17 protein-coding genes are annotated in these 25,936 nt (G+C 48.1%); 6 read left to right on the plus strand and 11 right to left on the minus strand.

All coding sequences use genetic code 11. From position 1 onward, the window contains the following. The first annotated feature begins 109 nt into the window (after positions 1-109). The 6 genes from rpoB (at position 110) to IM638_02690 (ending at position 11,692) form a co-directional block, all read left to right on the plus strand. On the plus strand, positions 110-3,925 hold the full coding sequence (gene rpoB, locus IM638_02665) for a DNA-directed RNA polymerase subunit beta (protein MCA6361909.1): 3,816 nt from the start codon (positions 110-112) through the stop codon (positions 3,923-3,925). Between the two features lie 35 nt (positions 3,926-3,960). Then, complete coding sequence (gene rpoC, locus IM638_02670) at positions 3,961-8,265, plus strand: DNA-directed RNA polymerase subunit beta' (protein ID MCA6361910.1); 4,305 nt, start codon at positions 3,961-3,963, stop codon at positions 8,263-8,265. Positions 8,266-8,389: 124 nt separating this feature from the next. Next, positions 8,390-8,710 carry a DUF3467 domain-containing protein gene (locus IM638_02675; GenBank protein ID MCA6361911.1) on the plus strand — a complete coding sequence of 107 codons (321 nt, stop codon included), beginning with the start codon at positions 8,390-8,392 and terminating at the stop codon, positions 8,708-8,710. A 243-nt stretch (positions 8,711-8,953) separates the two neighbouring features. Then, the gene (locus IM638_02680; GenBank protein ID MCA6361912.1) at positions 8,954-9,505 is read left to right on the plus strand and encodes a hypothetical protein; all 552 of its coding nucleotides are present in this window, start codon (positions 8,954-8,956) and stop codon (positions 9,503-9,505) included. Between the two features lie 149 nt (positions 9,506-9,654). Then, complete coding sequence (locus IM638_02685) at positions 9,655-10,041, plus strand: hypothetical protein (GenBank protein ID MCA6361913.1); 387 nt, start codon at positions 9,655-9,657, stop codon at positions 10,039-10,041. A 544-nt stretch (positions 10,042-10,585) separates the two neighbouring features. After that, positions 10,586-11,692, plus strand: coding sequence for a DNA alkylation repair protein (locus IM638_02690; GenBank protein ID MCA6361914.1), 1,107 nt, complete (start codon positions 10,586-10,588; stop codon positions 11,690-11,692). A 78-nt stretch (positions 11,693-11,770) separates the two neighbouring features. On the opposite strand, the gene IM638_02695 is transcribed toward IM638_02690, so the two are convergent. From IM638_02695 to IM638_02745, 11 genes are all read right to left on the minus strand, one after another. Then, positions 11,771-14,095, minus strand: a complete 2,325-nt coding sequence (locus IM638_02695) for an alkaline phosphatase D family protein (protein ID MCA6361915.1) — start codon at positions 14,093-14,095, stop codon at positions 11,771-11,773. Positions 14,096-14,221: 126 nt separating this feature from the next. Beyond that, entirely contained in the window at positions 14,222-15,541 is a 1,320-nt protein-coding gene (gene argH / locus IM638_02700) for an argininosuccinate lyase (protein ID MCA6361916.1), read from the minus strand. Continuing rightward, entirely contained in the window at positions 15,495-16,604 is a 1,110-nt protein-coding gene (locus IM638_02705; protein MCA6361917.1) for a M20 family metallo-hydrolase, read from the minus strand. The genes argH and IM638_02705 overlap by 47 nt, the downstream gene beginning before the upstream one ends. After that, on the minus strand, positions 16,601-17,392 hold the full coding sequence (locus IM638_02710; GenBank protein MCA6361918.1) for an acetylglutamate kinase: 792 nt from the start codon (positions 17,390-17,392) through the stop codon (positions 16,601-16,603). The genes IM638_02705 and IM638_02710 overlap by 4 nt, the downstream gene beginning before the upstream one ends. Continuing rightward, positions 17,389-18,384 (minus strand): acetylornithine carbamoyltransferase, encoded by a 996-nt coding sequence (locus IM638_02715; protein MCA6361919.1) that lies wholly within the window; start codon positions 18,382-18,384, stop codon positions 17,389-17,391. Before IM638_02715 ends, IM638_02710 begins: the two co-directional genes overlap by 4 nt. Beyond that, complete coding sequence (locus IM638_02720) at positions 18,384-19,538, minus strand: aminotransferase class III-fold pyridoxal phosphate-dependent enzyme (GenBank protein ID MCA6361920.1); 1,155 nt, start codon at positions 19,536-19,538, stop codon at positions 18,384-18,386. Before IM638_02720 ends, IM638_02715 begins: the two co-directional genes overlap by 1 nt. A gap of 1 nt (position 19,539) precedes the next feature. Then, a complete protein-coding gene (locus IM638_02725; GenBank protein MCA6361921.1) occupies positions 19,540-20,508 on the minus strand; it encodes an N-acetyl-gamma-glutamyl-phosphate reductase in 969 nt (322 codons plus the stop codon). Beyond that, complete coding sequence (locus IM638_02730; protein MCA6361922.1) at positions 20,505-21,713, minus strand: argininosuccinate synthase; 1,209 nt, start codon at positions 21,711-21,713, stop codon at positions 20,505-20,507. The genes IM638_02725 and IM638_02730 overlap by 4 nt, the downstream gene beginning before the upstream one ends. Beyond that, positions 21,697-22,395 (minus strand): GNAT family N-acetyltransferase, encoded by a 699-nt coding sequence (locus IM638_02735; protein MCA6361923.1) that lies wholly within the window; start codon positions 22,393-22,395, stop codon positions 21,697-21,699. The genes IM638_02730 and IM638_02735 overlap by 17 nt, the downstream gene beginning before the upstream one ends. 390 nt (positions 22,396-22,785) lie before the next feature. Beyond that, positions 22,786-25,053, minus strand: a complete 2,268-nt coding sequence (locus tag IM638_02740; protein MCA6361924.1) for a patatin-like phospholipase family protein — start codon at positions 25,051-25,053, stop codon at positions 22,786-22,788. 87 nt (positions 25,054-25,140) lie between these two features. Further along, positions 25,141-25,935, minus strand: a complete 795-nt coding sequence (locus IM638_02745; protein ID MCA6361925.1) for an ABC transporter substrate-binding protein — start codon at positions 25,933-25,935, stop codon at positions 25,141-25,143. Position 25,936 lies beyond the last annotated feature (1 nt).

Genomic DNA, 25,936 nt, shown 5'->3' on the forward strand with positions numbered 1-25,936 from the left:
TCAGCCTGCAATACGGGTTTAAGACCTGCGGCGTTTTCGCTTAGAAAACGCCCAGGTCTTTCCTCGTTTCAAGTTGCTTTAGCGTTTTTGTTCACTTAAAATATTATACATGGCCTTGGAAACCAGCAAAAAACAGCAACGCATCAACTTTGCCAAAAGCAAAGCACAGGTGGATTACCCGGATTTCCTTGAAATCCAGCTCAAGTCGTTTCAAGACTTCTTCCAGCTTGAAACAACCAGCGAAAACCGTCAGGACGAAGGACTCTTTAAAGTGTTCAGCGAGAACTTTCCGATTTCGGATGCCCGCAACAACTTCGTGCTTGAATTTCTTGATTATTTCGTAGATCCTCCGCGCTACTCCATCGACGAGTGTATTGAGCGCGGACTTACCTACAGTGTTCCGCTCAAAGCGAAACTCAAACTCTATTGCACCGATCCCGAACACGAAGATTTCGAAACCATCGTGCAGGACGTGTACCTGGGAACCATCCCGTACATGACCCCGCGCGCTACTTTCGTGATCAACGGTGCCGAACGTGTTATCGTTTCGCAGCTGCACCGCTCACCGGGCGTGTTTTTCGGCCAGAGCCGTCACGCAAACGGTACCAAGCTGTACAGCGCACGCGTAATTCCGTTCAAAGGTTCGTGGATTGAATTTGCCACGGACATCAACAACGTGATGTATGCGTACATCGACCGTAAGAAAAAGCTTCCGGTTACTACGCTGCTCCGTGCTATCGGTTACGAAACCGATAAACACATTCTCGAACTCTTCGACCTTGCCGACGAGGTGAAGGTGAGCAAAGCCGCCCTCAAAGCGGTGCTCGGCCGTAAACTGGCTGCGCGTGTGCTCAAAACCTGGGTTGAAGACTTTGTAGATGAAGATACCGGCGAAGTTGTGTCTATCGAGCGTAACGAGGTGATCATTGACCGCGAAACCGTTCTCGAAGCACAGCACATCGACCAGATTGTGGAAGCCAACGTGAAGTCGGTAATTCTGCACAAAGAAGACGGTGCAAATCTCGATTACACCATCATCTACAACACCCTTCAGAAAGATACATCCAACTCGGAGAAAGAAGCTGTGGAGCATATCTACCGCCAGCTTCGTAATGCCGAGCCGCCCGATGAAGAAACCGCCCGTGGTATCATCGACAAGCTCTTCTTCTCCGACAAACGTTACGACCTCGGCGAAGTGGGCCGCTACCGCCTCAACAAGAAGCTCAAGCAAACCACCTCGAACGAGACCCGCGTTCTCACCAAAGACGATATCATCCAGATCATCAAGTATTTGATTGAACTGATCAATTCCAAGGCCGATATTGATGATATCGATCACCTGTCGAACCGCCGCGTTCGTACGGTTGGTGAACAGCTTTACGCACAATTCGGTGTTGGTCTGGCCCGTATGGCCCGCACCATCCGTGAGCGCATGAACGTGCGCGACAACGAGGTGTTTACACCTACCGACCTGATTAACGCGAAAACACTTTCGTCGGTAATCAACTCGTTCTTCGGAACTAACCAGCTTTCGCAGTTCATGGACCAGACCAATCCGCTGGCCGAGATTACGCACAAGCGTCGTCTCTCGGCACTCGGGCCGGGTGGTCTCAGCCGCGAACGTGCCGGTTTCGAGGTGCGCGACGTACACTATACACACTACGGCCGCCTCTGCACCATCGAAACACCGGAAGGTCCGAACATTGGTCTTATTTCTTCGCTTTGCGTGTACGCTAAGATTAATAAGCTCGGCTTCATCGAAACACCTTACCACACAGTAACAGAAGGTAAGGCGGATATCGACAAGCCGGTTATTTATCTCTCGGCCGAAGAAGAAGACGCCAAAATGATCGCTCAGGCCAACATGACCCTCGACGAGAAAGGCAACTTCAAAGAAACACGCGTGCGTGCCCGCCTTGAAGGTGACTTCCCGGTGATCGAGCCTGAGAAGCTTTCGCTCATGGACGTAGCGCCGAACCAGATTGCTTCAATCGCGGCTTCGCTCATTCCGTTCCTTGAGCACGACGACGCCAACCGTGCGCTCATGGGTTCAAACATGCAGCGCCAGGCTGTTCCGCTGCTTCGTCCCGAAGCACCCATTGTGGGCACCGGTCTCGAAGGCCTCATTGCCCGCGATTCGCGTGTGCTTGCGGCTGCCGAAGGCGAAGGCGTGGTAGAGTTTGTGGATGCCAACGAAATCCACATCCGTTACAACCGCACCGACAACCAGCGTCTGGTTAGCTTCGACGACGATCTGAAAGTTTACAAACTCACCAAGTTCCGCAAAACCAACCAGAGCACCTGCATCAACATCAAACCGATGGTGCGTAAAGGTGATAAGGTGAAGCCCGGCCAGATTCTCTGCGAAGGCTACGCCACCAAGGATGCTGAACTTGCCCTCGGCCGTAACCTGAAAGTTGCTTTCATGCCCTGGAAAGGTTACAACTTCGAGGATGCTATCGTAATTAACGAACGCGTAGTACGCGACGACATCTTTACCTCGATTCACATCGACGAGTATGTGATGGAAGTGCGCGATACCAAACGCGGCCTTGAAGAACTTACGGCTGATATTCCGAACGTATCGGAAGAAGCGACCAAAGACCTCGACGAAACCGGCCTTATCCGCATTGGTGCCGAGGTAAAAGAAGGCGATATCCTTATCGGTAAAATCACCCCCAAAGGTGAAACCGATCCTTCGCCGGAAGAAAAGCTTCTCCGTGCCATCTTCGGTGATAAAGCAGGCGACGTGAAAGACGCTTCACTGAAAGTTCCGCCGTCAATCCGCGGTGTGGTAATCGACAAGAAGCTCTTCTCGCGTGCGATTAAAGACAAGAAGGCCAAAGCCGATGAGAAAACCCTGGTTGAGAAAATCGACAAGGAGCAGCTCATGGAAGAGGCCGGTCTGAAAGCCGTTCTCGTAGAGAAACTGAGTGCAATTCTGAATGGAAAAACTTCTGCCGGTGTGTTCAACAACCTCAAGGAAGAAGTGATTTCGAAAGGCACCAAGTTTACCCAGAAAGTGCTTGAGAAAGTTGATTTCCTGAATGTGGAGCCCACCAAGTGGACCGCAGAGAAGGAAACCAACGATCTGGTGCGTGCCGTACTGCACAACTACGGAATTCGTTTCAACGAAATCAGTGGTGAGTACAAGCGCCGCAAGTTTGCACTGCAGGTGGGCGACGAACTCCCGGCAGGCATTGTTCAGCTGGCCAAAGTATATATTGCCAAGAAGCGTAAGCTGAAAGTAGGTGATAAGATGGCCGGCCGTCACGGTAACAAGGGTATTGTAGCCCGTATTGTTCGTGACGAAGACATGCCGTTCCTCGAAGACGGAACACCGGTTGACATTGTACTCAACCCGCTGGGCGTACCTTCGCGTATGAACCTGGGTCAGATTTATGAAACCGTTCTTGGCTGGGCCGGACAGAAGCTGGGTCTGAAATTCTCGACTCCGATCTTCGACGGTGCAAGCATTGACGAGATCAATAAGTACACCGACGAGGCAGGCGTACCGCGCTACGGCCGTACCTTCCTGCACGATGGTGGAACCGGCGAGCGTTTTGACCAGCCGGCCACAGTGGGCATTATTTACATGCTCAAACTTGGTCACATGGTTGACGACAAGATGCACGCCCGTTCAATCGGACCGTACTCGCTCATTACCCAGCAGCCGTTGGGTGGTAAAGCGCAGTTTGGCGGACAGCGTTTCGGTGAGATGGAGGTGTGGGCACTCGAAGCATTCGGTGCAGCCAACATTCTGCAGGAAATCCTGACCATCAAATCAGACGACGTGGCCGGCCGTGCCAAAGCCTACGAAGCAATCGTGAAAGGCGAAAACATGCCGCCGGCAGGCATCCCCGAATCGTTCAACGTACTGTTGCACGAACTTCGCGGCCTTGCACTCAACGTTAGCCTCGATTAAAGGAACTTCTGATTCACGAACGAAAAACAAGCGATATGTCATTTCGCAAAGAAGTCAAAGTAAAGAGCAACTTCTCGCACATCACCATCAGTCTCGCCTCTCCCGAGTCGATTCTGGAGCGTTCGAGCGGAGAAGTGCTCAAGCCCGAAACCATCAACTACCGCACCTACAAGCCCGAACGCGACGGCCTGTTCTGCGAGCGTATTTTCGGGCCGGTGAAAGACTGGGAATGCCACTGCGGTAAATACAAACGTATCCGCTATAAAGGCATTACCTGCGACCGTTGCGGTGTGGAAGTGACCGAGAAAAAAGTGCGCCGCGAGCGCATGGGTCACATCAACCTTACCGTGCCGGTAGCGCATATCTGGTACTTCCGCTCACTGCCGAACAAAATCGGCTACCTGCTCGGACTGCCCACCAAGAAGCTCGATATGATTATCTATTACGAGCGTTATGTGGTGATTCAGCCCGGGGTAAAAGGGAAAGACGGAATCCAGTACATGGACTTCCTCACCGAAGAACAGTACCTCGAAATTCTCGAAACCCTGCCCAAAGAGAATCAGTATCTCGACGATACCGATCCCAACAAATTTGTGGCTAAAATGGGTGCCGAAGCCCTCTACGATCTGCTCCGCGGTATCAACCTCGATGAGCTTTCGTATGAACTCCGTCACAAAGCAAACACCGAAACCTCGCAGCAGCGTAAGAACGAAGCGCTCAAGCGCCTGCAGGTGGTAGAAGCTTTCCGTCAGGCCAACAAAGTGGTTGAAAACAACCCCGGCTGGATGATCATTAAAGTAGTTCCGGTGATTCCGCCCGAACTCCGTCCGCTCGTTCCGCTGGATGGTGGCCGTTTTGCTACGTCTGACCTTAACGACCTCTACCGTCGTGTAATCATTCGTAACAACCGTCTCAAGCGACTGATTGAGATCAAGGCTCCTGATGTAATTCTCCGTAACGAGAAACGTATGCTTCAGGAAGCGGTTGACTCACTCTTCGACAACAGCCGTAAATCGAACGCGGTGAAAACCGAATCGAACCGCGCACTGAAGTCACTGTCCGACTCACTGAAAGGTAAGCAGGGCCGTTTCCGTCAGAACCTGCTCGGTAAGCGTGTTGACTATTCAGCACGTTCGGTAATTGTGGTTGGTCCTGAGTTGAAACTTCACGAGTGCGGTTTGCCGAAAGAAATGGCGGCCGAGCTCTTCAAGCCGTTTATCATCCGCAAACTCATTGAGCGCGGAATCGTGAAAACGGTGAAGTCGGCCAAGAAAATTGTGGACCGCAAAGACGCCGTGGTTTGGGATATTCTCGAAAACGTACTGAAAGGCCACCCGGTGCTGCTTAACCGCGCCCCGACGCTGCACCGTCTCGGTATTCAGTCGTTCCAGCCCAAACTTATTGAAGGAAAAGCTATCCAGCTGCACCCGCTCGTATGTACGGCTTTCAACGCCGACTTCGACGGTGACCAGATGGCTGTGCACGTGCCCCTGGGCAATGCCGCCATCCTCGAAGCGCAGGTGCTTATGCTTGCTTCGCACAACATCCTGAACCCTGCAAACGGTGCGCCTATCGCGGTTCCCTCGCAGGACATGGTACTTGGTCTGTACTACATGACCAAGGGCATGAAGACGGATGATAAGATCACGGTTAAAGGTCAGGGTCTGCGTTTCTACAATGCCGAAGAAGCAATTATCGCATACAACGAAGGCCGCGTTCACCTGAACGCCCACGTATATGTGAAGATTGACAACTACCGCGAAAAAGACGGAGACGGTACACTTTCAACCAAAGTGATCGAAACCACGCTTGGCCGTATCCTGTTCAACCAGGTGGTGCCGCGCGAAGTTGGTTATATCAACGAACTGCTCACCAAGAAATCGCTTCGCGACATTATCGGTTACGTATTGAAAGAAACCGGTATGGCTGCCACCTCGAAGTTCCTCGATGATATCAAGGAACTCGGATTTAAAGCAGCTTTCCGTGGTGGCCTTTCGTTCAACCTCGGCGATATTATTATCCCCGAAGAAAAGGAAACGCTTATTGCCAAAGCCCACGAAGAAGTGGAAGAAGTGATGAACAACTACAACATGGGTTTCATCACCAACAACGAGCGTTACAACCAGATCATCGACATCTGGACACACACCAACTCGAAAGTAACCAAGCGCGTACTCGATCAGCTTTCATCAGACCGTCAGGGATTCAACCCGGTTTACATGATGCTCGATTCAGGTGCCCGTGGTTCGAAAGAGCAGATCAAACAGCTCGGCGGTATGCGTGGTCTTATGGCCAAGCCGTCGAAAGCAGGTTCTGCCGGCGGCGAGATTATCGAAAACCCGGTACTCTCGAACTTTAAAGAAGGTCTGTCCATTCTTGAGTACTTCATCTCTACCCACGGTGCGCGTAAAGGTCTTGCCGATACCGCGCTGAAAACGGCTGACGCTGGTTACCTTACCCGTCGTCTGGTTGACGTAGCTCAGGACGTAATCATTACCGAAACCGACTGCGGCACACTTCGCGGGCTGGTGGCTACACCGCTCAAGAAGAACGAGGAAATCGTGGAATCACTCTACGACCGTATCCTTGGCCGTACCGCTGTACATGATGTATATGATCCGCAAAGCGGCGAACTCATCATTGCTGCCGGCGAACAGATTACCGAAGAGTTTGCCACACGTATCGACAACTCGGCCATTGAGTCGGTGGAGATCCGTTCGGTACTTACCTGCGAATCGAAGCTGGGTGTGTGTGCGAAGTGTTACGGACGTAACCTTGCCACCGGCCGCATGGTTCAGATGGGTGAAGCTGTAGGTGTAATCGCCGCGCAGTCTATCGGTGAGCCTGGTACACAGCTTACACTCCGTACCTTCCACGTAGGTGGTGTGGCCGGAGGTGCTGCTACCGCATCGAAACTCGAAGCCAAGTACGACGGTGTAATCGAAATCGACGAACTCCGCACCGTACGCCGCAAAACGGCCGAAGGCGACAGCGTTGACGTAGTAATCGGCCGTTCGGCTGAGATGCGTATCGTGGACGTGAATACCAACATTGTGCTTACCACCGGCAACATTCCGTACGGCGCCCAGCTGTATGTGAAAAACGGTGAAACGCTCAAGAAAGGTCAGCTCATTTGCGACTGGGATCCGTACAACGCCGTAATTGTATCTGACTTTGCGGGTACACTTCAGTTCGAGCACATTGAAGAAGGTGTAACCTTCCGCGAAGAGTCTGACGAACAGACAGGCTTCCGCGAGAAAGTAATCATCGAATCCAAAGACAAGACCAAGAACCCGTCTATCCGCATCATGAGCGGCGACGATATTCTGAAGACTTACAACATCCCGGTATCATCGCACATTGTGGTTGACGATGAGGCCAAAGTGGAAGCCGGCCAGATTCTGGTTAAGATTCCGCGCGCTGTAGGTAAATCAGGCGATATCACGGGTGGTCTGCCCCGCGTTACCGAATTGTTCGAAGCCCGTAACCCGTCGAACCCGGCGGTTGTATCGGAAATCGACGGTGTGGTATCGTTTGGCAAGATCAAGCGCGGTAACCGCGAGGTGCTTGTAGAATCGCGCACCGGCGAGCGTAAAACCTACCTCGTTCCGCTGTCGAAACACATCCTTGTACAGGAAAACGACTTTATCCGTGCAGGTGAAGCCCTTTCCGATGGTGCGATCAGCCCTGGCGATATCCTCGCCATCAAAGGCCCCACATCGGTACAGGAATATCTTGTAAACGAAGTACAGGAAGTATATCGCTTGCAGGGTGTAAAAATCAACGATAAGCACTTTGAGGTGATTGTTCGCCAGATGATGCGTAAAGTAGATATCGACGAGCCGGGTGATACCATGTTCCTCGAAACCCAGATTGTAAACAAAGCCGACTTCATGGAAGAGAACGATCGTCTCTACGGCAAGAAGGTAGTTGTTGATCCGGGCGATTCGCAGACCATGAAAGCCGGTCAGATCATCTCTGCACGCAAACTCCGCGACGAGAACTCCATGCTGAAGCGTAAAGACCTGAAACTGGTGGAAGCCCGCGATGCCGTGGCCGCTACCTCCAGCCAGATCCTGCAGGGTATTACCCGCGCCTCACTGCAAACCAACAGCTGGGTATCAGCCGCATCGTTCCAGGAAACAACCAAAGTACTGAACGAAGCCGCCGTAAACGGCAAGCAGGACACCCTGCTCGGTCTGAAGGAAAACGTGATCGTAGGTCACCTCATTCCTGCCGGTACCGGTTTGCGCAGCTACGAGAAACTCGTGGTTGGATCGAAAGACGAGTACGAAAAGCTTATGGCTGCCAAGAAAGAAGCCATCGGTTCAGAAATGTAACCGCAGAGCTTTCTCAAATTATCCGAAGCCCGTACAGCAGATGTACGGGCTTCGGTTTTAAATTACTGTGTTATTGCAGGTGCAGTCAATGCCGCGTACCTTTATCACAGCAAAAACAAAACACATGAACGAGCCCGAAAACAACCAGCAACTCAATATCGAACTCACCGAAGACGTAGCCGAAGGCATTTACTCCAACCTCGCCGTAATTACACACTCCAATTCCGAGTTTGTAATCGACTTCATTACCGTAATGCCCGGTGTGCCCAAAGCCCGCGTAAAATCGCGCATCATCCTCACACCGCAGCACGCCAAGCGACTGATGAAAGCGTTGAAGGAAAATGTAACGCGTTTTGAGGCGCTCAACGGCGCTATTGTGGATGCTGATTTTCCCGGCGCCAATGCATTCCCGATGAATTTCGGCGGGCCCAAGGGGCAGGCGTAAGGTGTGCCGGATGTGGTGTAAACTGAAATAGTAATATGCGTTTTTCCGCACTTCAGATTTTGCCGGTTGATTTGCTGGAGCCGTATAAGGATGGTTTCGATGGATCGGTGCAAAATTCGTGTGTTGGGGTTGGAATATGATTTGTTAAATTATTCATCGGCTTTGCTTTTTTGCGGATGATTGGGGATTCTGTTGCCGGATAAGTTTAAGTAATGGTAAGCTATAGAATAACCGAATTATACTATGATCACACGAATACAAATTAGGGAGTCGATCATTAAGAAAGAACTAGTACTTGATTGGTGGGGTAAATTAAATCATTTTTCTCCGGCGATATTTATATTAATAATTGGATTGATTTTTCTGTTTTTTGTATTAAAAGAATTAATAATAAATGGTTCTGTTAAGGAGATTGTTTTCAGAATTGTGATTGGTTGCTTTTGGATTGCTGTTAGTGTTTATATCTATTGTCTTCAAAAAAGACGATTGAAGTTAATAGAAGTGGATGTTGATTTGAGTATGGAAGAAAAGGATATGATAATTCAAAATGTAGCACAAGAGTTAGAGTGGTTGCCGGTTTTGATCGACAATAATGTAATTATTTGCAAAACATATCCCGGAGTATTATCCGGAAGTTGGGGAGAACAAATCACAATTTTATTCGAAGGGAACAAGATTTTCATAAATAGTATTTGCGATCCTGACAAACAAATGTCTTTGACTTCAAGAGGTCGAAACAGAAAGAATGTAAATCGACTGCTCGAAGAGTTACAAAAGGTATCGGACAATAAGTAGGAAGGTGGGATTAATAATTCAAACTGTGAACGCTACTCTTCCCTCCAACACATTTGTAATTAAATCAAGCTGCAAATTATCTTTACTGCTGGAAGTGCTATTCAAACGTGAACACAAGAAATAATCGACCCACAAAACAAGTAAATCATATGGACATCCTTGATAATGAAGAGCTACCAAGTATGAAAGGGGTTTTGGTTACCATTGGTACTATTATCATTGTGTTTGCAATTTTGAATTATTTTGATCAAAATAAGAAAGGCTATAAATTCACATCAGCCTACGTATATGATATTAGGTCTGGGCCTAGAATGAATAAAACAGTTTACTATACATTTATTGTTAACGGTTCTAGAATTGAAGCAGACATGATAGTTACAGGATCATACTCTAAAAATATCATCAATAATTCTGCCCCCATCTTAGTAGCGTATAGTCCTAATAACTTAAATGACAATTACCTATTAGTTGATCAGAATATGTATCATAAATTTGATTTGTCTCCACCTGATTCTGTAAAATGGATTTTTAAATAAGTTTATTTGAGGTAATGTTGGTTACGCTGTTGTGTTTAATCTGTGTGCCTTTCAGGCAGCCCAATCCACAAGACCTGCGGTAAAATCTGGTCATATTCAAAAAAGTACTTGGCTTAAACAAAATGCTAAAATTAGATTCAATCTATTGATTTTCAACAAATAATCCGGATGTTTAATTCACTCAAAACGGGATTATCCAGCCAGTCATGGTCGAAAGAAATTCCGACCAATTTCTTTTTATGTTTTAATCAGTAAGCGAAAATTTCTACACATTGTTCAACTATCATATCAACAGATAAGTTTCTTACTTCCATGTAAAATCTTCTTTAAATCAATCAACCACTTTACCAACTTTGCGAGGATGGTGTGCCCCAAACAGTATTAAATGAAACTGTTGTCAAAGCAAAATCAGATAATCAGTTTATTGTGTTTTATTGTAAATGAGCGAAAGATGCGATAAACGGACATGTGTACAAATGTGTCCCGAAAATGGTATTTTTTTACATATTTATGACGGGAAGATTTCAATACCTAACATTACATTATGAGCACATTACTCAAAGACCTTTATTCGCCCGCATTCTACCAGAGTTTCTCGAATATAGCCGGGCAATTCCTACCCGATTTTGACCGCAAGAAATTTACCAAAGCCATTTTTACCAAAGACTGGGAGCAGAAAGAACTGAAAAATCGTATGAAGCACAGCTCGGGTGTGCTGCATGAGTTTATGCCATCGGATTTTACAAAGGCCGCATCTGTACTTACGAAAATCGCCAAAGCAATAATTCAGGACAAAAGTATTGAACGCAGTTTTGCGTACATGTTTCTGCCCGATTACATTGAGCAATACGGCATAAACCATATTGACGCATCCATAAAAACAATGGAAGCAGTGACCGCACTTGCCAGTTGTGAATTTGCAGTGCGGCCTTTTCTCGCTGAATATGGCGATGAAATGTTTGCGCAGATGCTGGCGTGGAGCACACACAAAAATCATCATGTACGGCGATTGGCCAGCGAAGGCGCACGTCCGCGTTTGCCCTGGGGAATGGCTGTGCCCGGGCTCAAAGCCAATCCGCATCCGGTATTACCTATTCTCGAAAATCTGAAGACTGATTCATCTGAGTACGTGCGACGGAGTGTGGCCAATAATTTAAATGATATTGCCAAAGACCATCCGCAAATTGTGCTCTCCATTGCGAAAAAATGGAAAGGACTTGGAGCTGATACCGATGCCATTATTAAACACGGATGCCGCACCCTGCTTAAACAGGGCAATGCAGAGATACTAAAGCATTTTAAACTTGCGGATGATCCTGCACTCACCATATCAGACTTCAAAATACTAACGCCTGAAGTGAAAACCGGCGAATACCTTGATTTTACTTTTACCGTAAGCAATTCAAGCCGTAAAACGCAAACCATCCGATTGGAATACACGCTTTACTATTTAATGAAGAACGGACAATTTTCGAAAAAGGTTTTTAAGATTAGTGAGAAGTTGTATGCGGCCGGCAACTCAACCCATGTGCTGAAGAAGCATAGTTTCAGGGTAATTACTACACGGCAGTATTACACAGGATTGCATAAATTGGGTGTGATATTGAACGGGAAGGAGAAGGTGACGGGCGAGTTTATGTTGAGTGAATAGTCCCCGGATTGTTATTGCGTAAATAAAAAACGATGCGCGAAACTACATTCGCACATCGTTTGATTTATCTATTGATAATTACTGAGTGATAATGAGTTTTTCCTTCAATTCATTTCCATTTACCACGAGGTGTAATACATACTCGCCTGCTGGTAATGTTGAAATATCAAGAGTGAAAGTGCTGCTGCCTTGCGCCAGTTCCTTTTCGCCCTGAAGCACGGTGCGCATGCGCATGTCGTAAACCAAGTAGCGCGAAGTGGTGGCCTGTGCAAGTTCGTTTAGCGTAACATTTATTTCCTGTTTTGCCGGATTGGGGAAGATGTTGAGCTTCATGTTTCCGGTGAAATAAATTTTCTCTTCGCTGATTATTTCGTTTTGCTGATTGCGCACACGGTAAGTATTCCAGCCTGTGGCCGGGGCATTGTCTTTCCAGCCGCCTTTGTCGGAGCTTACTTCGGCAACAGTTACATAGGGCTGATCATTGGTGCTGCGCTCGATGAGAAGCATATCAGTGCCGGTGGCATTCCACGACATAAGCACGGCGTTTTCGGGCTGCAGGGTGCGTACCGAGAAATCGGAAGGCATACGCGGTGCCGGGGGCAGAACGAGTGTGCGGTTAAATGTATAGGTGGCAAGTACGGTTTCGCCGGAGTTGTTGGATGGTACACGGTAACCGGTAAATGTAATTGTGATGGAAGAGCCGCCGTTGTCGGTTACTTCCACAAGGCCGTATTGTCCGGTGGTTGAGCTGGGGTTGGGGAATGTGCCGCCTTCGCTGTATGTGCCGCCTTTGGTTGAACCGCTGTTGTTTATTGCGGCTGCCTGAAATACAGGATAATCATTAGGGTTGTTGTTCCCGGTCGAGAAATCGTGATTGGTGCCATTGTCGATAGCCAGCATGTGTGCATCGCCGCTGAGAATAAACATGTTTCTGATGTTGTTGTCGCGGAAGAAATTTGAAAGTTCTGCGCGTTCGGCTGTGAAACCGCCCCAGTTGTCGGTTTGATTACCGCCAAATGACACTCCGGTTACCCAGGCAATAATGAGGTTGTTGTTGCGCGCATAGAGACATTCGTTTTTGAACCAATTTTTTTGTGTAGTGCCCATCATGCTGGTTGAACCACGTTCTGAGCGAAGATCGCTGAGAATAAAATGTACACGGCCAATCGTAAACGACTGATAGATGGGTACGTCGCCAGATCCGGCAGCCAGCGAATAATGCGGCACATATTCCTGATAGGATAAACGCGCATTGGTGCGTCCAACTGATCCTGATCCGCTGTTATTTCCGCAGTAATCATGGTCGTCCCATACGTGAGCTAAAGGTGTTGATTTGAAAAAACTTGCAGAAGGAGCTTGCGAAAGCATATTCTGCTCGTAAGGCAGTCGATGTATATTGATATTTGTTGCAGAATTTGGATTGGCATAATGAATATCACCCGTTGAAACGTGAAACAACGGTGTTTTACTTTGCATACGTGTATAAGCCGGATGATTAGAATTTACGGCGCACGAACCAACAGTGAATTTGTACGAAAAAGCTCCTGAGGCCGGTGTGGTGAACTGACCTATATCGTCTGAAGAATTATCGGTAATGTTGTTCGACTGAACTGCATAGTAGTATGTTGTATTAGGTGTAAGCCCGGTTACAGTCATCTTTGCCATGAGGTTGTTTGTACTTGAAGCTGTGGCGGCGGGTGAGAGGACTGGATTCGACAAAGTTGAAGATGTGCTGACTACTAAGCGGCAAGTAGTTGAAGCACTAGTCATCTTAGCGACTACTACAGCTGATGAAGGCTGAACAGCACCGCTCCAGAGATACACCACCTCATTTGCAGAAGAACTGCTGTTACCTATGAGTCCGAGATCGAAACTGATGTCGGAACTGGTTGCATTGCGCTGATGAATTTCAACAGCTATTGTATTTGTACCTGTAACAAACTGGGTTGATGATAAATTGACAGTGGTGAAATTTGCACCGTCATCGCTGGCAGTTGTTGATGCCCAGGTGTTGAATGCAATTGTGCCTGTTGGCATATTGTTTCGATATACTTCAGTTCCGTTTACATAAACCACTACACCATCATCGCGTTTTACTTGCATGGTGTATCCGGTAAAAAGTGCCGCATTGGTAATGGAGAATGTTTTGCGGAAATAAGTAGTAGGAAAACGATTATTTGTAGGGCCGCCGTTAACTACGGTTGTTTCACCTCCATCGCCATACCCGAGTTCGGCATTGCCGCTTAACCAAGCTGCATCGCTAAAAGAGGTTGTGCGCCAGATTGTGCCTTGGTTGCTGCCATCGTCTTTGTACTTCCATGAAGAACCTGTTGAAATGAGTGTGGTTTGTGCAAAAGCAAACGAACTGATCAACAGTGCACCGAAAATAGTTTTTACTCGCATCTTTTTTTGATGCAAGAATATATGTTGTGTGTTAATTGTTTATGATTGAAGATTTGTCATTATGTTTAGTTTTACATAGAAAAGTAAACCCGGTTATTTTTTCAAATACTTATTTTTATTCGATGGTTAAATTTCGTTAAACCATTTCATCCGTTTCTCCAATATATTTTCTATTAGTTCTAAGCTTAAGTTGTCTTTGCTGCCGGTAAGCGTATGAGCCGGCAATTCGGGCAATTCGAATGTGCCGTTTTGCACCGCCATGCCGATTTCCTTATATGCATCGCGGAAAGGTACACCTTGTTGCGTAAGTGCATACAACGCATCCACTGTATAAACCGCTTTATACTTTTCATCGTTGAGTAAATGCTGTTTTACTTCGATGTGCGTAAACATGAGCGAGAGCATGCTGATGCATTGATTGATGGTGTCGAAAGCCGGGAATAGCAGTTGCTTTGTGAGCTGAAAATCGCGGTGATAGCCGGAGGGCATGCCGCAGGTGAGCAGTGCAAGTTGTTGCGGCACGGCCTGTAGTGCATTGCAGCGTGCGCGCACGAGTTCGAAGACATCCGGATTTTTCTTGTGCGGCATGAGGCTGCTGCCGGTAGTAAGTTCATCGGGAAAGCGGATGAAGCCGTAGTTGGTGCTCATAAACAGGCAGCAGTCGGCACTGAGGCGGCTGAGCGTGATGCCAACGGCGGCCAGTGCATCGGCGGCGGCGCGTTCGGTTTTACCGCGTGTGAGCTGTGCATTGATTACGTTTACATGCAAACCATCAAAGCCCAGCAGCTCTGCCGTGCGTTCGCGGTTTATCGGGAATGCCGAGCCATAGCCTGCACCTGCACCCAGCGGCGAAAGGCTGGCAAGTTCAAACGCGGCATTCAACGCAATAAGATCCTCGCTCAATGCTTCGGCCCAAGCGGCAAACCACAAGCCAAACGACGAAGGCATGGCCGCCTGAAAATGGGTATAGCCGGGCATACCCGCCTGTGCATGCGTGTGTGCAAGCTGCAAAAGCTGTGTGGCAAATGCGGCAATCTGCTCCGCCGTTTCGCCGAGCGCATGCCGCGTATAAAGGCAAATGCCGGTCATTACCTGATCGTTGCGCGAGCGTGCTGTGTGCAGTTTCTTGCCGGCTTCGCCATATTTCTCTGTAAGCCACATTTCCACAAACGAGTGGATGTCTTCGGCCCAATGCGGTAACGCAAAATCTGTTTGCTGAACAAGCGTGGCAAGTTCATGCAATCCTTTTTGTAAGGTATCAAACTCAACGCTATCAATCAGCCCGCATTCGTGCAGCATGGTGCAATGGGCCAGGGAGCCTTGTATATCAAACGGAGCCAGCCGTGCATCAATTGCGCGGTCGTCGCCTGCGGTGAAAGCTACAACAGCAGGATGCGCATCAGTAGTTTTCTGCCAGAGGCGTTGTGCGGTTTGGTTGGTGTGCATGTGCAAAAAGATTTTCGAGTAGTTGAATGTAGAAACGGATGCCGTTGTGCAATTCATCCACGCCAATGTATTCATTGGCCGTGTGCGAACGCGCCGAGTCGCCGGGGCCGCATTTGAGCGCAGGAAAAGGCATGAGTGCCTTGTCTGAAAGTGTGGGCGAGCCATAGCATTTACTGCCCAGTGTTATTCCGGCTTTCACCAGCGGATGCTCTGGTGAAATGAACGAGGAGCGAAGCCGCATTGAACGCGGATTGATTGTACTGCGTAACTCGCGCGAAAGGATGGCGATAATTTCTTCGTGTGTGTAATTTTCGGTTACACGTACATCAAGTGTAAATGTGCAGCTGCCGGGAACCACATTGTGCTGCGTACCTGCATGAATAATGGATGGTGTAATTTTTAAACTGCCCAGCCAGGGCGATTCTTTTTCAAATTGCAGATTGCGCAGGCGCAGCAAATCGTCAACGGCAATATCAATTGCATTTATCCCTTCGTTACGTGCGGCATGTCCGCTCACCCCTTTTGCCACACAGTCGAGTACAAGAAGCCCTTTTTCAGCTATAGCCAGTTGAAGTTGCGTGGGTTCGCCCACAATGGCACAATCAATTTCACCAAGTTGCGGAAGAATTGCAGTAAGTCCGTTCTCGCCCGAAATTTCTTCTTCGGCTGTTGCGGCAAGAATAAGATTGTAGGGTAAATTTTCGTGGGTATAATAATGGCAAAACGCTGCAGTTAGCGCACACAAGGAAGCCCCTGCATCGTTGCTGCCAAGACCATAAATTTTTCCGTTTTCTGTGGTAGCTTCAAATGGGTTAAACTGCCATCCGGCTGCAGGTTGTACAGTATCGAGGTGTGAGTTAAGCAGTAAAGCAGGGAGCGATGAATCAAATTCTTTCGGGTATGCAATTACATTGTTGTTTATACGAAAGGATGAAATTTTTGCGCGTAAGAGAAACGCTTGAAAAAAGTCGGCAGCGTCCTTTTCGCCTCTGCTGAATGAAGGAATGCTGATTAATCCGCAGAGCAATTCTTCCGCATCGCAATTTAATTTTTCAAGATTCATTTTTCTGAAACAATTTCAGTTGCCATTCTTTTTCCCGAAAGAATTTCACCCGATGAAACCGCATAACCTATATATACTTTTGATACACCTTCGGAAGCAGCATAAAATGCGGCTTTTAGCTTAGGCAGAATTCCAGAATGCAATTTCTTTTCTGCCTGCATTTCCTTTGCCAGCGAAGGCGAAAGTACAGGAACCAGAGTTGCATCATTTTCAGAATCTACGAGCACACCGGGTTTGGTAAATCCAAACAACAGTGTAGTTTCATGGTGTTTGCTTAACGCAGCTGCAATACATGCAGCCACTGTATCGGCATTGGTGTTGAGCAGTTGTGCATTCCCGTTGTGCGTAATAGCTGATACTACAGGTACAAGTTGCTGTTGTAATAAATTCATCAGTAATTTTACATTCACACCTTCCCATACCGCATCGCCCACAAAACCAAAATCAAGCGGATTCGGGTTCCGTTTTTCGGTGAGCAGCAAATTTCCGTCGGCTCCGCAAAGGCTTATTGCATTACAGTTTTTCGACTGAAGTTTTGTTGCAAGTGATTTGCCAATCCAGCCTGCATACATCATTACGGCTACACGCAGCGAGCCTTCGTCCGTAACACGCCGCCCGTCGATCATTGTAGTTTCGATGCCTATTTTTCCGGCAAGTGTGGTAGCGGCTTTTCCTCCGCCATGCACAAGAATTTTCATGCCATCAAGTGCCGCAAACTGATCGAGAAATGATTCGCAGCGTGTTTCATCTTCGGCAATTTCGCCGCCAATTTTTATTACATAAATCATACTTCAGATTCAGCTACAATTGCGTGTGATAAATTATTGACTGACGGTGTTTGCTGCAATAGTGAATAAAGCACAGCCTGCGCAGCAGGTACACGGTTTGCCGCTTGTGAGGTAATAAGCGATTGCGGACTTTCGATGAGCGAAGCAGGCAATTCTACATCACGCCGAACGGGAAGGCAGTGCATGAGATACGCATTGTTTGTGCGTTTTAGCTTGGCATCATTCAGCATCCAGTGTGCTTGCCCGGTGAGTGGCTGGCCGTAGTTTTTCCACGACGACCAGTTTTTTACATACACAAACTCTGCGCCTTCCAGTGCTTCTTCCTGCGAGTGTGTAAGCGTAGCCCCCGAAGTAAATTCAGGATTCAGTTCCATACCTTCGGGGCAGGCAATGTGTAAATCATATTCAGCCGCCAGCATCCATTCGGCAAACGAATTGGCCACAGCCTGAGGCAGTGCACGTATGTGCGGTGCCCAGGTGAGCACCACTTTGGGCTTTGCTGTTTTTTTATGCGTGTGTATCGTAAGCCAGTCAGAAAGGCTCTGCAGCGGATGCCGTGTAGCCGATTCGAGACTGATTACCGGAATACCGGCATGCCGCATAAACTGAAGCAGAATATGCTCACTGTCGTCAAGTTTTTTGTCACTGAGTGAAGGGAAGCAACGCACAGCCAGTATGTCGCAATACTGTCCGAGCACGGGTGCCGCATCGCGTATGTGCTCCACAGTGGAGCCGTTCATGATCACATCGTCGTTAAACTCCAGTGCCCAGCCTTCGCTGTTTGCATTTATTATCAGTGTATGCATGCCCAGCAGCTGGGCGGCTTTTTGTGTGCTTAACCTTGTGCGCAGACTTGGATTCATAAATACAAGTCCAACCGTTTTGCCTGCTCCCGCAGTAGCGTGAAGCAGCGGATGTGTGGCAAACTGCACGGCAAGATCAAGCAGCGCATCGTGGTTGTGTACATCCTGCACACAGGTAAAGTTTCTCATTAGCTGATTACTGGTGTTGATTGTTTAACTGAAGAAAGAGTGGCGCTGAGTGCTTTTACAAAATACGCAAGCTGTTTGCGGCTTACATTGAGCGGCGGCAGTAAACGGATTGTGTTTTTACATGCCGCCGAGCCGGTGAAAATCTGATACTCTTCAAGCAACACTGTGCGTGCCTTTGCACAAGGAAAATCAAGTTCAATGCCCAGCATCAGTCCGCGTCCGCGAATGCTTTTTATGCCTTGAATATCCTGCAACTGTTCAATCAGCCATTCTCCTTCTGAATTTGCATGTGCAATAAGGTTTTCATTTTGTAATACATCAAGCACAGCCATAGCAGCTACACAGGCCAGATAATTTCCGCCGAATGTAGTGCCCAACATACCGTGTTTGGCTTCAATTTCGGGCGCAATCAATACCGCACCAACCGGGAAACCATTGCCTAGTCCCTTTGCCATTGTCACCAGATCAGGACGAATGCCGCTTTGCTGAAAGGCAAAGAATGTTCCGCTGCGTCCTGCACCCGATTGAACTTCATCAAGAATAAGAAGTGCACCGTGTTTGCTGCAACAATCCCGCAGGTGTTGTAAAAAATCATCTGCCGGCACATGAATGCCGCTTACCCCCTGAATGCCTTCAATAATTACTGCACACACGGTATCATCAATTGCAGCTGTTGCCGCATCAAAATCATTCAGCGGCAGAAAGTTCACTTCATGATTGCTGTTTAACGGCGCTACAATTTTTGCATCATGTGTAGCTGCCACTGCGGCTGATGTTCGTCCGTGGAAAGCGCCCTGAAAGGCAATTATTTTTTTACGTCCGTTTACAAACGATGCAAGCTTCAGTGCGTTTTCATTGGCCTCGGCTCCTGAGTTGCAGAGAAAGAGGTTGAATTCATTCAGGCCGCTTACTTCTCCGAGACGTGCAGCCAGCTTTTCCTGCAAGGGGTTTTGCACGGCATTGGAGTAAAATCCAATTTTTTGCAACTGTGCACTAAGCTCCGCTACATAGTGCGGATGCGAATGCCCAATTGAAATTACGGCATGACCACCGTAAAGATCGAGATACTTCTTTCCGTTTGAAGCTGTGATTTCTGCACCCAGTGCATGCGCTGGCGTTACGGGCAAAAGCGGATATACGTCGAAAAGTTTCATGTTAGTATGCACTTGGTTTTAATTGAAGTCCGCTGTATTCGGGTAATCCGAAAAGCAGATTCATGTTTTGAACGGCTTGTCCTGATGCGCCTTTCAATAAATTGTCGATGACTGATGTAATGAGTATGCGGTTGTTTTTTACGCTTACATGGACTGCGCAGTAATTCGTATTTACAACCAGTTTCACGTCGGCCGGGAGGGCGATGTGTTTTGTGAAGTAATGTGTACGGTAGTAATTGCTGAACAACTCTTCTGCTTCAGTGATGCTGAGCGAAGTTTGTGTGTGTATTGAAGCCCATATGCCGCGTGTGAAATTTCCACGCTGCGGGATGAAATGAATTTCGCTGTTGAAGCCGGGCTGTACTTGTGCAAGTGAGCGGATAATTTCGGCTTCGTGCTGGTGCTCGAGCTCTTTGTAAGCGGAATGATTGGCGCTTCGCCAGGTGAAATGCACACCTGCCGCAAGCTGTTGTCCGGCTCCGGTTGATCCGGTTACTGCACTTATTTCTATCGGTGCATGCAACTGATCTGCGCCAGCCAGCGGCAGCAGTGCAAGCTGAATGGCTGTGGCAAAGCAGCCGGGGTTTGCAATGCGCATGGCGGCAGCAATCAGGTTGCGGTTTAGTTCCGGGAGTCCGTACACAAAACCGTTGCTGCCGTTGCGGAAATCGGCACTGAGGTCGATTATTCGTGTGTGTGATGCAATGTGTACACTGTTCATCCATTGCTGCGCTTTGCCATGTGGCAGGCAAAGAAACAGTACATCGCTTTCTACCTTTTCGGTTTGTGAAAAGTGCAGCGTGGATGCCCAGAATAAATCGTTGTGTACTTCGCTCACGGCTTTGCCGGCATGTGTGCTGCTGAGTGCAGTAATTTCACTCACTTCCGGATGCAGCAGCAGCAGGCGTATGAGTTCGCCACCAGTATAGCCGGAGGCTCCTGCAATAGTTACTGAAATTTTTCTGTTCATTGCACGGCCTCCTTATCGGTATGCAGTTTCATCCATGTTTTTACTGCATTGCCGTAAATGCGAGTGAATCCTTTTACATCATCGCCTGTCCAGCCATTGTTCATTTCGCCGTAACTGCTGCCTTGGGCCTGCATCAGATCTGCATTTGACTTTATCCCGTCTATCGTAAACCGATAGGGATGAAGTGTAATGAATACTTCGCCCGATACATGCTGCTGCGTACTCTCGAAAAATGCTTCGATGTTGCGCATGGCGGGCTCGAAATATTGCCCTTCGTGCAGCCATGTGCCATACCAGTGCGCCTGTTGCTCTTTAAGCATCAGCTGCCATTTTGTGAGCACATGTTTTTCGAGTGCGTGATGCGCTTTGATAATGAGCAGTGGTGCAGCTGCTTCAAATCCTACACGCCCTTTTATGCCAATAATGGTGTCGCCCGTGTGTATATCGCGGCCAATACCAAACGGAGCAGCAAGCGTGTGCAGTGTGGCTATTGCCTCAGCCGGCGGAAGCGATTGACCATTAATACTGCACAGTTCACCGGCACAAAAGCCAAGTGTAATTTTTTCAGGCAGTGTTTTGCTGCACGGCACAGGCCAGGCTTCTTCGGGTAAACTTTCGTGTGAAGTAAGCGTTTCGCGTCCGCCAACCGATGTACCCCAAAGCCCTTTGTTGATGGAGTATGCAGCTTTGGTAAAATCGAAATGAATACCCTTTTCGCTGAGCCAGTTTATTTCCTCCTCGCGCGAAAGTTTGAGGTCGCGTATGGGTGTAATGATTTTTGCATCAGGCAACAGCAGGTCGAAGATCAGATCAAAACGCACCTGATCGTTTCCTGCGCCGGTGCTTCCGTGCGCAATGGTGCTGAAGTTGTTTTGCTGCGCATATTCTGCCAGCAAAAAAGCCTGAGTCATACGCTCGGCGCTAACGGAAAGCGGATAGGTTCCGTTCTTCAGCACATTTCCATATACAAGGTGGCGAATTACTTTGTGGTAATAGGCCTGTATGCCGTTTATCCATGCAAAGCTGTTTACGCCAAGCAGGTGTGCGCGTTCTTCAATTTTCGCTTTTTCTTCAGCCGTAAATCCGCCGGTATCAATTGTTACGGCATGTACGTTCAGCCCTTTTTCATGTTTAAGCCAGGCTGCGCAAAAACTGGTGTCGAGTCCGCCGCTGAAAGCGAGCAGAACATTATCGTGCATATTCATGAAAATTGTTTTTCTGCGATGAAGCTTCGGTTTTACTTTGGCCGCGAAGCAGGATGTGTTGTTTAAACCGCATCCAGCGTTCGTAGAGTTTGCGTTGTTTTTTGAAGCGTGTAGCCGGACTTTCGGGAGGCGGTTGTTTTGCTTGCGATGGATCAAACAGCATGGCGGTGCATAAGCAGTTTTTTCTGTTTTTGCTTTGCAGTATTTCGTGGTTTACGCAGCTTCGGCAGCCTTTCCAGAACTCTTCATCGTCGGTAAGCTCGCTGTAGGTTACCGGTTCGTAGCCGAGTTCTGAATTTATTTTCATCACAGCGAGGCCCGTAGTGAGACCGAAAATTTTGGCGTCGGGATACTTTTTGCGCGATAGCTCAAATACCGCCTGCTTGATGCGTGTGGCTAGTCCGCCACGGCGGTGTGCGGGTACAACAATGAGTCCTGAATTGGCCACAAATTTTCCGTGGCTCCAGGTTTCAATGTAGCAAAAGCCGGCCCAGTTGCCATGTTGGTCGATGGCAATAATGGCTTTGCCTTCGAGCATTTTTCCCGCTATGTAATCGGGCGAGCGGCGTGCAATGCCTGTGCCTCTGGCTTTTGCCGAAGCTTCCATTTCGTCGCAGATGGCGGCAGCAAAATGTATATGGCTGCCGTCGGCTACGAGCACGGTGCAGTGATTCGTTTCCATCGGTTGCGGATAAAAGAATACGCAGTCCTGCTGTTGCCACAGGACAAAAAGTTGAATGCTGCCCGGTTTCAGGCAGTCAGCAACAGCGAGTAAAGTAAAAGGGGACTAAGCCGCGTGTATCGACTCAGATACGGTGGAAGTAGCATCGCCTGATGGCTGCGCTAACAACTGGTGCCAGATAAACAAAACTCACGCTACCCGCGGCGGGCGAGCGATGCAGCAACGACTGCAGAATTGTTTTGAAGGAAATTTTCATCGCAGCCTTTAAGGTGTGATGTGGGACAAGTTGTGAATTAGAAGGCGCAAATATTGAATTGTTTTCAGGATATATCCAAATGATTTCTCAAAAAAATAGAGAATAATTTTAGGAATCCAGCAATGGCGGCACTTTTAGTCGAGTGCTTTCCGGTTGAAAATAATGTAGCCGAAGTGGAAGAGGAGGCTGAATGGCTGCGGCTGGTTGTTGCTGTAATGATTAATACTGAAACTAACCGGTCCGAGCGGCGAATGCCAGACAAGAGCAGCCATTGCAATGTAATTAAAGTCATCTATGCTTATCGGAGCAGCATACGCGGCTGTATTGTCGGCTTGCTGAATGATGGCCTGATAAGGCATAAAGGCATAACCTTCGAGACGAATGTCGAGCGTTTTGCGCAACAGGAAAATACTTTTCAGACCAACAGCTGCGAACTGGTGTGCTCTGAACTGCGGAAGAAAATACGTGCGGCTTTCAGGTGTTGGCTGAAATTCAGGCGCACTAAGCATGGTTGCCGTATAATTGCTGAAGAACGGCTGTGAGGAGTACACCGCCTCGCCCATGAAGCCCAGTCGCCAGCGCCCGCGCTCTTTGAAATATGTATCGTATGTAACTCTGAACTGAATCCAGTTGTGAACGGTGCGGAAAGGTGTAGGAATTACAGCAGTGGTGCCCGGTATGTACAATTCCTCTCCCTGTATGAAGCGAGCGCGAAATGCAAAATAAGTTCCTTGAGAAGCATATTGCTTGCGGTTTAACGTATTGCGCTCATAAAAGATACGGGTAGAACCTACGGTAAAGTCGGTGCGGTCAACCGTATCAGCCGATGTAAAATCATCTGTTTGGTAATACAGATCGCGGTTAAACGACAGGCTTACGCCAATAACAAAGCGCCCTTTGTTGCGTACCGGAATACCAGCGTTTATTTCGCTCATCCGGTCGAGGTGGATAAGGTAAGCAGGCTTAGTATCTTCGAAAAATGCCGGGCTGCTTCGGAAGTAATCAAGACGGTTCCAGGTAAAACCTGGTTCGAGATAAATAAGCAACCGCGAGGGGAAATCAATACGTGCGGCAATGCGTGCCGAGCTGTAGAGTTTTCCGAAATATACATTGCCATACAAACTGGTTGACGGGTTGCCGAGAAAATTGTATTGCAAGCCGATGAAGCCCATATTAATCGGGCGATTGGAGAAGTTGCCGCCAAACTGTGTAAATAACTTGCGCTCCTTTTTTATCGTCAGACTTAAATCATAGTAGCCGCTGTTTTTATTGTAGGTAGCTTTCGGGAAAAGCTGCATTATTTTATCGTCGGCTGCAAGGCGCATGTAACCGGGCTTCAGCGCATCTATTGAAATGTATTCGCCCGGACGGCGGAGCAAACGGTTGATGTAAATACGCTGATTTTTTTTAAGGCCCGCCCCTTGAATTTCAATCCTGTCGAAAACAATGTTTGGTTTTTTGGCTTTGAAAATGGCGCGACGACGAGCAAGATCATTACTGTTACTTCGCCTATTTATCTGGATTTTTATTTCACTCATGCGGCGTTTCGTGGCCACATAACCGCTGTCAATTACCCGCTGCGCATCATCAAATTCAAAGAGTCCGATCCAGTCTGCATCAGGTTCTACCACAACGCCGTTTTCGCATTTCGGATCAAAATCGGTGCGGCTGGTGAGCATGGCGCGTATCTGCGAAACCAGATTATCTTCATCCGGATTCGGAAATGCTGTGGCCACATTGCTTCCCACAATAAAATCGGGGAAGAAATCAGTGTACATCACATTACTCGGGAAATTGTTGTACAGCCCGCCGTCGAAAAGCAGTTTGCCGTTTACGCGAATTGGTTTGAGATAAAAAGGATACGACATGGAGGCGCGTACTGATTCTCCAAGATCACCGTTGCGGAATACAACCGATTGTTTCGAGGCAATATCAGAAGCCACGCAGCGGAACGGAATAAACAAACTGTCGAAGTTGCCTCCTGATGCAGCCGTAGCGCCCGCTGTCATTTGCATCAGCCCGAAATCAATTTGTACCGGCGAAATTACGTTTGTAGGTAAACTGGTGGAAAGCGTAGTGTCCACAGAAAGTTTGAACGTAATCCACGAGGCATTATCGTCTTTGCGTTTGAAGTAAAAAATATCGTCGGCTTTAATTGTGCCCGTGGCCCAGTTGCGGAAATCTTCGGTTAAAATCAGTGCTTCAATTTCTGCCGGCGAATAACCAATCGAGTAGAGGCAACCCACCAGTGCACCCATTGAAGTGCCGCAGATATAATCAATCGGAATACTGTCTTCTTCAAGCGCCTTGAGTACCCCGATATGCGCCAGCCCCGATGCGCCTCCGCCACTCAGTACCACTCCCACTTTCTCGTTTTGCGCAGCAAGAAACTGCTGGCACATCAATGCTAACAAAACAAAACAAATACGCAACTGGCTGAACATAGGGTTAAAGATAATGAATGTTGGGCGGCTAATTTTAAGCTGATGTTAAGGCCGGATAAGTTCCCTGAAATAAGCAGGCGCCAGCCGCAGCCGAGAACCATACCACGAAAAAAGTTCTCCGTCAACAAGTTTTATTTCGGCGTGCGGGCAAATTGCGTGTAATTCGGCAATGTGCGCTTCTTTAAACGGGTAAGGCTCAGACGAAAGCAAGAGCACTTCAGGATTTGCGGCTTGCAGCATTTCGGCAGTTACTTCGGGGTACCGCGAATGACTGTTGGCAAATACATTTTTCAGGCTGCAATAGTTCAGCATTTCATCAATAAACGTGTGTTGTCCGGCTACCATCCACGGATTTCGCCAAATAAAATAAGCCACGCGCCGGGTGTTGGGGTGATTATTTTCCAGCATTGAAAATCCGTTCCGAATTTCGAGTCTTAATTCCTCCGCCTGCGTGGTTCGCTGCGTAATTTGCCCGATTGAGCTAATCATGCGCAATGCATCAGCGAGTCCGTAAATGTCACTCATCCACACCGGATAAAGCTGCATGAGCTGTTCCATCTGCACTTTATCATTTTCCTCTTTGTTGCCGATAATCAGATCGGGTTTCAAGGCGGCAATTTTTTTAAAGTCGTACTGCTTGGTGCCGCCCACACGAGGCTTGTTTCTGAACCAGTGTTCGGGATGAATGCAGAATTTTGTAATGCCCGCAACTTCTTCATCCAATCCGAGGTGTGCGAGCAGTTCGGTTTGAGAGGGTACGAGTGAAATGATACGACGGGGGCGCTGCATCAGTGTGATGCTGCGCCCCATCATATCGGTTATTGTAGCCGGAAATTCCATG

This window comes from Bacteroidota bacterium (assembly GCA_020402865.1).
Classification (GTDB): domain Bacteria; phylum Bacteroidota; class Bacteroidia; order Palsa-965; family Palsa-965.